Here is an 11,855-nt window from a genome sequence, read left to right as displayed (position 1 = left end):
CTGGAGGCATGAAAAAGCGTCTCGACGCGGCGATGGCACTCGTCCACCAGCCACCACTCGTCTTCCTCGACGAACCAACGACCGGCCTCGATCCAAAAGCCCGCAACCGGCTGTGGGAGTACTTCCAACGAATCAACGACCAAGGGACGACCATCTTCCTCACGACCCAGTACCTCGAAGAGGCCGACCAGCTCTGTGATCGTCTCTCGGTCATCCTCGACGGGGAGATCGTCGCGACCGGGCCGCCGACCGATCTGAAACGCCGTGTCGGTGGCGAAATCCTCGACGTCAATCTGGAAGACGGAGAAGACTCGAGCGACCGCGCAGCTGCCGTCGTTCGGGAGACCGACATCTTTGACTCGGAAGCGATGGTTGAGGTGACTGGAGATGGCATCAGCGTCACCTCTGAGAACGCTCGCGAACGCGGCACGGACCTGCTTGTCGCCCTCCGAGATGAGGGATTAACAGTGACCGGGTTCAACATTCGTGCCCCGACCCTAGACGACGTCTTCCTCGCAATCACTGGCGACGAGATGGATGGCGACCAAGCAGTGACGGGTGACGGGACAGCAACTGCCGCGGGGATCGAGCGATGAGTACGCCGTCGACGGATTCCACGACGGGGGCCGACGCCGACGTTCATCGGGCGAGCAACTCCCTTGTGGGGGACGTGGTGACGAATTTCAAACGCTGGAACCTGAAAGCCGTCCGCAACCCGTTCGTGTTGGTTGTCTCACTCGTCCAGCCGATCATCTTCCTGCTGTTGTTCACCGAGGTGTTCGGGCAGATAGCTGGCGGGGCGATCAATCGCGGTGGCGGCGTCGGCATCAGCTACGAGACGTATCTGGTTCCGGCAATCGCGATTCAGGTGTCGCTGGCGGCGGCCATCACCTCCGGCATCGGCCTCGTGAACGACATCGAGGAGGGTATGTTCGAGAAGATTCTGGCGACACCGATGAACCGGACAGCTGTGTTCGTCGGGAAGACAGCCGCAGAAGTACTCCGGATTGTGGTGCAAGTCGGGATCATTCTCGGCCTCGGAGTCCTGCTCGGTGCGGAGATCGCCACCGGGCTCGTCGGAGCGGTCGGAATCATGCTCGTCGGCCTGCTGTTCTCGCTGTGGTTTATCGCCCTCTCGAACGCGGCTGCCGTCATCACGAAAGACCAAGAGTCGACGATCATCGCGGCGAACCTCCTCCAGTTCCCACTGTTGTTCCTCTCGTCGGCGTTCCTACCGTTGGACGCCTTGCCCGGATGGATTCAAACGTTCGCTCGATTCAACCCTGTCACGTACGGAGTTGACGCCGCCCGGTCGTTGATGCTTGACCAGGACGTGATGACGGTCGTCGAGGTCACGCAGTTCAGTGGCATCTGGAATACACTGGTTCCGGCGGTTGTGGTCCTCGCTGCCCTCGATCTGGTACTTGGAGCTATAGCGGTCTTCCTGCTCACTCGCGCGACGAGTTCGGACGTTAAGTGACATCCTCCCACGAGTTCACTCGTGGGCTTCCCACGCCCGTTTGCGCTGGTTTGAGAGCTTACGTTTACGACCCGACATGCCGATGGGAGTGCCACGCCCCCGTTACTTCTATCCAAAAGACTCGGAGTTATCTGATTGTTTAACGTCGGTTGGGGTGTCCGAAGGCTTACTTTTTGATGTCTCCAGAAATCTTTGATTTCTGGCTGCTAACCAGAACGCAGAGCGTTCTGGTGATGAGGCAAACACCAAGTCAACTGCCAGTTTTCGGACAGTCAATCACGACGGGAAACCGTCGCAACGACAGCCACAAAAACGTGGTGTGGGCACTTGTACATTCAGATTACAGTGTTTGTGACCCGTGCGTCGATTCATCCCACGACTGAAGTCGTGGGTTTTCTCGCCTAATCTCTATAACGACTATTTTGAGAGACCAGCTGGGTTTGTTTAGCCACATTCAGTTTCGGTGTTCGTCAGGTCGACCACGAGTGACCTTCGCAAACCCACGGAGGTCACCCGAATCGTCGAAAACCGCCGTGAGAGTGAAATCCGCAAGAAACTCGCTCCCATCTTTACGTACACGCCGGCCTTCGCCTTCGACTGCCCCCTCTGTCTTAGCCCGACTGAGCAGTTCCTCCGGTCTTCCTTCTGCGGCTGCTTCTTCAGGGAAGAAGATACTGTAGTGTTCGCCGTGAATTTCATCGCTCCTATACCCTTTGATTCGCTCGGCGCCACTGTTCCAGGTCGCTACCCTTCCGTCCGCGTCCATCATAAATATCGCGTAGTGTTCGATTCCATCGACGAGATACTGGAAGCGGTCACGCTCGCGGCGGAGGTCGCGTCTCACTTCCTGGTGGCGCAGTGCGTGAGTGATATCGTCGGCCAGTTCAGTGAGTAACTCGCGTTCCCGTTCGTCGAAGGCATCGACGCGATCTGCATAGACATTCAGTATCCCGTAGAGTGAATCGTCGTAGACGAGGGGAACTGCTGCGCTGGAGCGATACCCTCGTTCGAGCGCGGCGTCACGCCACGGTTCGTACTCTTCACTCTCGATAATATTCTGCATCACCACCATCTCGCGAGTTCGAACCGCTCGTCCGGTTGGGCCCTGCCCCGTTGCGCTCTCATCGGCTGTGATTTCAATCCCATCCAGATACCCCTGTTCGACACCTGTCCCCGTTCGTGCCTCAATCGTTTGTGTCTCCGAGTCGCACTCACCGATCCATGCGAACACATACGGTTCGGCCTCAGTGATGCGTTCACAGACACGGCTTTCGATCTCCGAACGGCTCGATGCGCGAACCAACGCCTGGTTGACGGTGTTGACTAGCGTTCGGATTCTATCTAGGTTGGTCGCACGTTGAGTTGCGCGATACTGTTCAACTGCGTTCTGAATCCGGTTGGCGAGCAGTTCGTACTGTTCCGAGCCAGGTTGTTTCTGGAGATAGTCCGTGACGCCCGCCGCAATCGCGTCGCTAGCGACTGCTTCACTCCCTTTTCCGGTGAAGAGAACGAACGGCAAGGTGGGGTGGTCCTCACGGATGGTTTCGAGAAATTCGAGGCCATCCATCCCGGGCATCTGGTAGTCCGAAATAATGCAGTCGATGTCCCCTATCGCGACTCGCTCAAGGCCGTCGGCGGCGCTGGTAGTCGTTTCGACACTGAATCGGTCGTCTTCACGCTCGAGCATTTCCGCGGTTAGCTCCGAAATACTCGGCTCATCGTCGACGTGAAGGACTGAAATCGGATCCCCAGTACTCATGCTAAAAGTTCTGGTATAGCATTTGAAAGCACGGACTATAACCATATCCACATCGGCATCACATACTCATTCGTGTAGACGGGCGACAAGTTAGGATGACACGGCTCTGTTGAAATCCTCAGGGAGTTACAGGTACGTCCGGTAGTCTGGCCGGATGGAAGCCCTCCCGAAATCGCGGTTGCTCCGGTTCGTTGAGCAGGCATTTCACTTGGCACGCCGAGCTGTCGCTCGCTACTCATCGAAGTTCTCAAAACGACGCTACACACTCCACCAGCACATCGTTCTCCTCTGTCTCAAAGTTCGGAAGAACACGACGTAACGGACGCTTCTCGACGAACTCATCGAGATGCCCCGCATTCGGAAAGCGATCAATCTGGATGAACTCCCGTCACCCTCAACGTTGTGTAAAGTGTTCAATCGGATCGATATGGCAGTCTGGCGTGTCCTGCTCAACCTCCCGATTACGCTTCTCCCGACCAACGGTGTCGTCGGGATCGACGCTTCCGGCTTCGACCGTAGTCACGCCTCGAAACACTACACGAAGCGAACGAAGCTGACGATTAAGCAGTTGAAAGTGACACTGCTTGTGGACGGGAGAGCGAATGCTATCCTCGATCTCCACGTGACGACGACCAAAAAACATGACTCGCAGATCGCACCGTCACTGATCAAGCGGAATGCCGGGAATGTGGCGATTCCCCTCGGTGATAAGGGATATGACGACCAGAAGATTCGCGCGTTAGCCCGTGACGCTGGTGTTCGCCCCCTCATCAAGCACCGAAAATTTTCGTCGCTCCACAAGACGTGGAATGCTCGACTGGACGCCGACCTCTACGGCCAACGGAGTCAGAACGAGACAGTGAACTCTAGTCTTAAACGGAAATATCGCGCATTCGTCCGCTCACGACACGTGGAAGCAGCTCCGTGAACTCGTTGTCGGCTGTCTTACTCACAACATCGACAAGTCACTCTGAACAGCGGATATCGATGAACGAGACAGCGAAATGGGTCGAACCCTTCTGATTCTCGTCAGAAGCGCCGTGACCGACTTAGAGAGTGAGTTCAGCAGGGGAGATATCGGCGATAAATGGGACAGAAGTGGAACCTACTGATTAGACGGACTGGGTAAGGCCGCCATCGACGCGGATGTTCTGGCCGGTGATGTAACTCGACTCGGGAGAGATCAGATACGCGACTGCGTCCGCTATCTCGTCTGTTCGTGCTGGTCGGCCCATCGGGATTCGTGCTCGCGTCTCCTCGTCTATCTCGTAGCTATCGACGAATCCTGGCTGGACGGTGTTCATCCGAATCCCGCTCGTTGCGTACTGGTCGGCGTAGAGCTTGGTGAAGCTCCCGAGCCCAGCCCGCAGCACCGACGAAACGGGGAACGTCGCGGAGGGCTCGAACGCTGAGAACGTGGATATATTCACGAATGCTCCGCCGCCCTGCTCCTCCATGATGGGTGTGACGAGTCGCGCCATCCGAACCGTGTTCAGCAGTACGAGATCGAGCCCCTCGTGCCACTCTTCGTCCGAGATGTCGAGCAGGCTGCCGGACGCCGGATGGCCGGTGTTGTTCACCACCGCGTCGATGCGCCCGTAGCGCTCCCGTGTTGTCTCGACGAGCGCCGCCAAGTCGTCGGGATTCGTCACCGACCCTTCGAATCCGTCGCCGCCGAGTTCTTCTGCGACCTTGACGGCGCTCCCCGAACGCGACAACAGCACCAGCGTGTATCCCTCCTCGCTCAGTTTCCGTGCACACGCCTCGCCGATTCCACTCCCTGAAGCAGTCACCACCGCGACTTTTCGATCGCTCATACTCCGTGTAACCACGCTTCCTAAATATGCACGCAACCTGCTATAGCAGGCATTACCCATCTCATTTTCATCGGCCACCACTACATACGGCTATGAACGCGACCGAGTCTGCGGAAACACTCCGACTGACGCTAGAGGTCTGGCACCCTGGGTGCTGGGTCCTGGACGTGACGTCGCAGGTCGATGTCGGGTGCCTTGGATACGCCATCTACACTCGTGAGGATGGGATGGCAAGCACTCACTACACCCTCTATGGCGACGATCAGGCCGCTATCGAGGAGGGGCTTTCGGCGATTCGTGACCATCCATCGGTCTATTCGGTCTCGGAGATGACCCACGGGTATCGGCATGGTTCCGCCTCGGCGCCCGGCAATGCAACCCGCGACCTGCTGGTTGAACACGACGGGGAGACACAAATTAGCGAGGCGTTCACGTCTCGCGGGTTCGTACAAGCCGCTCCCGTTGATGCCTTTGGGGAGACTGAGCGCTGGACTATCCTCTCGACTGCCAGTCGTGAGCAGATTCGCTCGTTACTTGATGAGATTCGAGACGAACGGGACGCCGAAATCAGCGTGGAGTCGATTACCGGTGCCAGCCGTACGGAGGGCTCGAATTCACTCCCCCTCGACCGACTCTCGCATCGGCAGCGAGAAATCTTTCAGCTGGCACGGAAGCGAGGGTACTACCAGCACCCAAAGGCCATCACAGCGGGAGAACTGGCTACAAAGTTGAGTATTACAACTTCTACGTTCCACGAACATCTGCACAAGGCAGAAGCGAAAGTACTCGACTTGTCGTAGGGTTTGACCAGACGAATTTGAGCTTCATCAGATGGCTCTTTTCTGGTTCAAGCTCTTGACCGACTTGCGCCCTGTATTTTGCACGTCCCGGATCAATATCTCCAGAAGCTGTCAGGCCCTTCGTGCTTGATGCAGTGGATGGAGCCGTCACCGATATATTCGAATCTCTCCATCTGCTCCACCAACGCAGAGCGTCTCGCCGTCCTTGGACCAGAGGGGAGTGGAGATGCCCTTGATAGTCGCGGCGTGTTCTTTTTGCGGTTCGCCGTCCGAATCAAGGACGATTACGCCACCGTCACGAGTTATTGCAACATCGCCCGTTTGCTGATTCACGGCGATTCCGGTGGGGTGTTGCTCCCCCGGTAGGTCAACCGCTGTGATCGCTGTCCAATCAACCGTTGACCAGCAGCGGACAGTTCCATTGTACCCAACCGACCAGACCTGGGATTCCCCCTGAGCGGCGATACCGGAAACCGCTTGGCCGTGCCCTCCGAGTCTCGATAGTTCCTCTCCTGAATCGAGCGACCACACCACGATTTCGTCTCCGATTCCACCGGTTACGAGCGTAGACTCGTCGGCGAACTCGACGCTCGTCACGTTCCGGGAGTGGCCCTCCAGAACCATGGGCGAGGCGTCTCGCTCAAGGTCCCACACACGAGCGGTCGTATCGTAGGATGCCGAGGCTATGATCGGTTTCGTCGGATGACTGGCTATCCCGGCAATGGTTTTCTTGTGGTCGGTAAGTGTCTTTTCACGGTCAGCGAGGTCTGACGTCCATATCCGAAGCGACGTGTCCGTTGAGCCTGTCACTAATCGGTCAGTGGTCGTGATCGTCCCACAGTTGACGCTCTGTTCGTGAGCATGTATTGTCACAACCTCCGTCCACTCCGCAGCATCCCATGCGGAGACTGTTCCGTCGAATCCCCCACTGTAGAAAGTACCCCCGTTATCGGCGAATGCCAAGGGAAGGGCGTATTTCTCGTGTGCTTGGAGAATCGTGGTCGGCTCGGCCATTGTTGGCTCTAATCAGGTAGCAATGCGTCCCAGACTAATCAAAGAGGTAGGTACGCGGAGTACGCGCGGAAATCGAGGATGCTGTGGACGCACGATAAGCGCTGTGTATGCAGCACGCTCGCATAATTATCCATCGAAACTGGTAATTTCTCTAACTATCAGTCCCACACCTGCATAACGGCTATTCTGGCACGAAAGGTGTCGAGAAAATAGGATTTCAACAGAGCCGGTGACACCCGAATCAGTATCCTACGAGGAGAGCTGAACGTCAGTGATTTCGAAGCGGGCGCCGCCAGCGGACGCGTCCGTTGTAGTAATCGACCAGCCGTGTCCCTCGATGATACTCCGGACGATCGAGAGGCCGAACCCGGTGCCTCCCTCGCCCGTCGAGTAGCCGTGATCGAACACCTGGTCACGAGCAGCGTCGGGGATACCATCGCCTGTATCTTCGACGTAGAACCCGTTGTTGAGCGCCCCCACTCGGACAGTGACGTCTTCCCCGCCGTGTTCGATGGCGTTCCGAAAGAGGTTCTCGAAGGCTTCTTCCAGTCGATCCCGGTCGGCCTCGACGGTGGTGTCTTCGGTGCTGAGGTCGAGAGTCGCCGTTGCCGTTTCGACGTTCCCCCATGCGCTCTTGGCAATCGTTTGTAATTGAACGGGTGTCGTCTCACCAACAGCCTTCCCGGACCGAGCGAGTGTCAAGAGGTCCCCCGTCAGGTACTCGATTCGTGTGAGAGCGGTCGCGGCGTTGTCGAGGAACTCGCTATCACATTCGTCTGCTGCCAGCTCGAGATTCCCAGCAGCGACACTCAGCGGGTTTTGGATATCGTGTGAGACGACGCTCGCGAACTCGTCGAGTCGGTCGCGCTCTCGGCGAAGTGTCGCTTCTGCACGCGCTCGACTCACTGCCGTACTTGCGTGAGAGGCCAGGAGCGTGGCGGCGTCTACTTCGTCGGTGTCGAATGCATTCGCCTCGACAGCGAAGAGTTGAATCACTCCAAACTCATCAAGTGGGATGCTGAGTAGCGAACGATATTTAGTCGTCTGAGGCTCTGTCGGATAGTCATCACACAGAATAGGTGACGACGGGCCGGACTGCTCAGATCCCAGCCCGGAATCGGACGATGCTTCACGGGCTGTGGAGGTCGAACGAGTAAATGTCAGGTCGTCGATGACCACAGGTTCGCCAGATTGGAAGCATTGTCCGGCATAACTGCTGGTTGTCTGCATCGGCTCGCAGTCCACCAGTGACTCGTCGATTGAACTCGCTTTCGGAACAAGCTGCCCCCTATCGGCAACCGCGATGCGTGCGACATCACAGGAGAGCAATTCGTCGGCGCCATCGACCGTCCGCTGATACACACCGTCGCTGGTTTCGGCCGACATTATGTCAGTCGCAATTTGATGGAGCTTCGTGATCCGATCCGTGTGTTTCTGGAGTTGGGCTTCTGCAGCTTTTCGTTCCGAAATGTCACGAATGACACCAGTGAACAGGTGATCATTGTCGACGGCGTATTCACCAAAACTGATTTCGATGGGGAATGTCTCCCCGTTGGCGTGCTTCCCGGCGAGCTCAACGCCGTCCCAGTCGATACGCCGCTCCCCGTCCTCAAGATAGCTCGCGAGCCCGTCTAGGTGCTGGTGTTCGAGTGAATCAGGCATCAGCGCCGTCAGAGGCTCGTCGACGAGTTCTTCGGCTGCATATCCAAACAGGGCTTCGACGGCGTCGTTCGCGTACCGAATCGTACTCGAGCCGTCTATCGTGACGACTCCGAACGTGGCATTTTCTGTCAGTGCGTGGAATCGTGCATCAGGGCATTCCAATGATTGTTCTCGTGCTTCGAGCCCTGTGTAGTAGTACCCAAGAACAATTCCGGCACTCATGAGCACTGCAGCCCCGTTCAAACCCAACGGCACGGGCTCACCGACGGGAGTGTGTTCAAGAGAAATAATAATCTCGAACCATAAATTGATCGCGTGGCCGACAAGTGCCCCAGCAGCCGTCCATTTGGTTAGTTGAAGTGTCCGATCGACTGAATGCGTTCGTTTGAGCCAGATCCCACCGATACCGAGCCCGATCGCAACCGCAATCGGGAGCATCACTTCGATCGTGTTTGTCAGTACCCGGTTATCATCGGTGAGGATATGGCCTCCAGCAGCCCCGAGAAGTATTAGTCCGAGGAGTGATACGGACCAATGCTTCAGTTGCCGAAGCCAGTTGGAAACCTGCATCGGAATACCAAACATACTATCAAGAACCGAATAATAGTTGCGAAATAGCAGGATATCTGTCACTGCTAAACACACCCTCTGTATGTTGCACCTCACACTGATCAATCTCTGAAGATTTCAACAGGGCCGATCAAGCCTAAGATATTCTCCCGTACGGACCAATATCTGGGTTGGAGTCAGGGCACCAGAAACATCGGTACCGCCACTTTTCCACCTAAGCGAGGTTATCCGGACAAGTAACTTCTCATCTCACGAATGGCTTTGGATCCACTGAGCAATCTGCTGACTATACGTCGCGTACACACCGAGTCCTGTTTGAAGCGACTCGTAGACTTCTCCCGCATCAACATGCCCATATTCGTGTGCGAGGACATTTCTAAACCCAATCGCAGCGACCAGGGTGGTCATTGTCTTATCGTCGATGATGCCCTCTCGACACAAGACACGAACTGCCCCTTTGGCAGTATTACCAGTATATCCGAAATCGCGTGTGGCAACATGCTGGGCAAGATCAGAGCATGCTTGGATCGCGTTTTCGAACATCCGCTCAACAGCACGTTGTTCCGTCGTACTTTGCAAGAACTCTTGACGAGACAGCGTCTCCTGTTTGTCTTTCAGTTCGCCGTAATACTGTTCGATTTGTTCAAGTTTGATTGAAACGACTCGCTCGTCAGCCACGCAGTCCTTCCTCCGCAATGCGGTCAATTACCGCACGCTGCTGACGCCGAAGATCGTCGCGCTGTTCGGCGAACTGTGCTTCAATCTCTGTCTTGAACTGTTCGAATGCCTGCTCATCACCGCAGACGAACGAACCGCTGACTGCATCGTGTGCAACATCTAGCGGGAGCGTCTCAATATCCGAGAGATCAACGAACGGCGCATCCTCCCACTGAAGATCACCCGATAGGAAACACTGCTTCTCAAATCGGTCGCGGCCAGAAAGGCTATCGGCAAACTTGACTGCGATGTCGAGATCAGACGTCGTCGTCGCCTCACCCGTAATCTGTGAGCCGAATGCGACCACGAATTCGATATCCGAGTCAGAACAGACTGCCTCTTTGAGGGCAGAAAACACCTCTGAACGTCCATCACTCGGTTCCATGTCTAAATCCATGGTGTATCGTCACAAAAGAATTCCGACGGACTGAGACAAGTTATGGAGTGTGTCACAGAAAGACACCGAAGTGTCTGGCTTGAACTCTGTCGAGGACGGAGTAGACGGGTCACCGCTTACACATTGACGGGCGTTACAGCACCTGGTGACAGGGAGACAACTAATTAATAGATACAGTGCGTCTAATTGTCAAGTGAAATTCTCATGCCACTCTTAGACGATTTCTCCGGATTCGAATTTGAAGACCTGATGGAGGATGTTTTTCGGAATCTCGGGTACGAAAACGTCCATCAGGCACGCAAAACCGCCGACGAAGGACGAGATATCCTCATGGAGGAGGTCGTCGACGGGATACGCCGCGGAGTCGTCGTCGAGTGCAAACACACAGGCTCTGTCGGCCGGCCTGTCGTCCAGAAGCTCCACTCAGCCATCGCGACGTACGACTACGATGGCCCAAAGCGTGGCATCGTCGTCACGACAGGACAATTTTCTGCACCCGCCGAAGAGTACGCGACTCGCCTTAGACAGAACGGCGATCCGTATCCGATTGAGCTCATCGACGGAACCGACCTGAGAGATATCGCCGATGAAGTCGGCTTGGATCTCTACAACGGCCGCATCGAGATTCTCTGTAACGAAACGCTCCGGCCATTCGACCCTGCAAGCGGTGTTTACGCACCAGTACGTGAAGCAGCCCGTGACATCCAAAACCTCGACGCAGACGCACTCCCAGAACCACACAAGCTCGTTGACTTCCAGCCGTATCTCACCATTAGTGCACGAACAGACGCTGTCTTCGAAACCTCAGTCGGTGTCATCCACCGTGTCAACGAATCAAACCGCTTTGTCGTCCATGCGACACGAGGAGAACCCAGCATCGCAGACAGCCGTCTCGCAGACCTCATCGCGAACAACGGCCAGCAAGCAGTCGAACTCGATTCCGACCGCTTCAGCACGATGTTCGACGACGTCGACGTCACTCGCTACGGGCAGACAGAAACCGACTACAAAGAGTGGGCAGTCTCTCGTCTCCAGCAACATCACACGACGACTGTCAGCTACACAGGTGGCAACAATGTCACCTACGAGAAGACGTGTGAGCCGAAGCAGTCGGACATCTCTATCCAAGCGATTTCACCGCTCTACGTCCCAGGGGTTCGACAGACACTACAACTCGAGCAGTACACCTATCCGTACTCGTACTACGCTGCGGGGCCCTCCCGAGTAGCGATCGAAGACGGAATCCATCGCTGCGTCCACTGTGAGAAAGAAACAGCGAAATCGTACACGTACTGTGCAAATTGTGGGAGCATCAACTGTGACTCGCACATCAAAACAGAACGGCTCGAGGGGACACCAGTATGTACAGGCTGTGCAGTTACCGAGCGATTTGTGCTGAAAACGAAGTACTTCTACGACGAAGCAAATCTCGAAGAGTTCCGCTCAGAGTACGAACAGATGGCCCTCCACGAGAAAGCAATGGAGAATACACCACTCGTCGGTGGCCTTCTCATCAGTATCGTACTCTTACTTGGGTTCACTCTCACGTCCGGGGTCGTCTAGTACTTTGGAGGTACCTCACCCGACGAAAGTGATTGCCATTTTGAGAGTACGATGACCTCGATGAAGCGTACAACAG

The 11,855-nt window shown here is 55.9% G+C and carries 10 protein-coding genes and 1 pseudogene; 5 read left to right on the top strand and 6 right to left on the bottom strand.

Features of this window, described 5'->3' with window-relative positions:
* Positions 1 to 596: DUF4162 domain-containing protein (locus tag C5C07_RS19820; protein WP_115805966.1), on the top strand; the 596-nt coding region annotated here is incomplete at its 5' end.
* The gene (locus C5C07_RS19815) at positions 593 to 1,480 is read left to right on the top strand and encodes an ABC transporter permease (protein WP_115805964.1); all 888 of its coding nucleotides are present in this window, start codon (positions 593 to 595) and stop codon (positions 1,478 to 1,480) included. The genes C5C07_RS19820 and C5C07_RS19815, both read left to right, overlap by 4 nt.
* Before the next feature lie 454 nt (positions 1,481 to 1,934).
* Here C5C07_RS19815 and C5C07_RS19810 read toward each other — a convergent pair whose 3' ends face one another.
* Positions 1,935 to 3,239 (bottom strand): response regulator, encoded by a 1,305-nt coding sequence (locus C5C07_RS19810; RefSeq protein WP_158546605.1) that lies wholly within the window; start codon positions 3,237 to 3,239, stop codon positions 1,935 to 1,937.
* A 154-nt stretch (positions 3,240 to 3,393) separates the two neighbouring features.
* Between C5C07_RS19810 and C5C07_RS19805 the strand changes: the two are divergent.
* Positions 3,394 to 4,213, top strand: a pseudogene (locus C5C07_RS19805) (IS5 family transposase).
* 138 nt (positions 4,214 to 4,351) lie between these two features.
* Here C5C07_RS19805 and C5C07_RS19800 read toward each other — a convergent pair.
* On the bottom strand, positions 4,352 to 5,056 hold the full coding sequence (locus tag C5C07_RS19800; RefSeq protein ID WP_115805962.1) for an SDR family oxidoreductase: 705 nt from the start codon (positions 5,054 to 5,056) through the stop codon (positions 4,352 to 4,354).
* A gap of 92 nt (positions 5,057 to 5,148) precedes the next feature.
* Here C5C07_RS19800 and C5C07_RS19795 point away from each other — a divergent pair, with 92 nt between their 5' ends.
* The gene (locus C5C07_RS19795) at positions 5,149 to 5,856 is read left to right on the top strand and encodes a helix-turn-helix domain-containing protein (protein WP_115805961.1); all 708 of its coding nucleotides are present in this window, start codon (positions 5,149 to 5,151) and stop codon (positions 5,854 to 5,856) included.
* 147 nt (positions 5,857 to 6,003) lie between these two features.
* Here C5C07_RS19795 and C5C07_RS19790 read toward each other — a convergent pair whose 3' ends face one another.
* The 4 genes from C5C07_RS19790 to C5C07_RS19775 form a co-directional block, all read right to left on the bottom strand.
* A complete protein-coding gene (locus C5C07_RS19790; protein ID WP_115805960.1) occupies positions 6,004 to 6,870 on the bottom strand; it encodes a WD40 repeat domain-containing protein in 867 nt (288 codons plus the stop codon).
* 249 nt (positions 6,871 to 7,119) lie between these two features.
* Complete coding sequence (locus tag C5C07_RS19785; protein WP_158546604.1) at positions 7,120 to 9,102, bottom strand: PAS domain S-box protein; 1,983 nt, start codon at positions 9,100 to 9,102, stop codon at positions 7,120 to 7,122.
* Between the two features lie 249 nt (positions 9,103 to 9,351).
* Positions 9,352 to 9,780: a DUF86 domain-containing protein gene (locus tag C5C07_RS19780; protein ID WP_115805958.1), complete on the bottom strand. Its 429-nt coding sequence runs from the start codon at positions 9,778 to 9,780 to the stop codon at positions 9,352 to 9,354.
* The gene (locus C5C07_RS19775; protein WP_199522771.1) at positions 9,773 to 10,204 is read right to left on the bottom strand and encodes a nucleotidyltransferase domain-containing protein; all 432 of its coding nucleotides are present in this window, start codon (positions 10,202 to 10,204) and stop codon (positions 9,773 to 9,775) included. The genes C5C07_RS19780 and C5C07_RS19775 overlap by 8 nt, the downstream gene beginning before the upstream one ends.
* Before the next feature lie 216 nt (positions 10,205 to 10,420).
* Here C5C07_RS19775 and C5C07_RS19770 point away from each other — a divergent pair, with 216 nt between their 5' ends.
* Entirely contained in the window at positions 10,421 to 11,779 is a 1,359-nt protein-coding gene (locus C5C07_RS19770; protein ID WP_115805957.1) for a restriction endonuclease, read from the top strand.
* Positions 11,780 to 11,855: the final 76 nt, after the last annotated feature.

The organism is Haloferax sp. Atlit-4N (assembly GCF_003383025.1).
Taxonomy (GTDB): Archaea; Halobacteriota; Halobacteria; order Halobacteriales; family Haloferacaceae; genus Haloferax; species Haloferax gibbonsii.
Note: the sequence above shows the minus strand (reverse complement) of the source record. Positions and strands in the feature narration are given on the sequence as shown.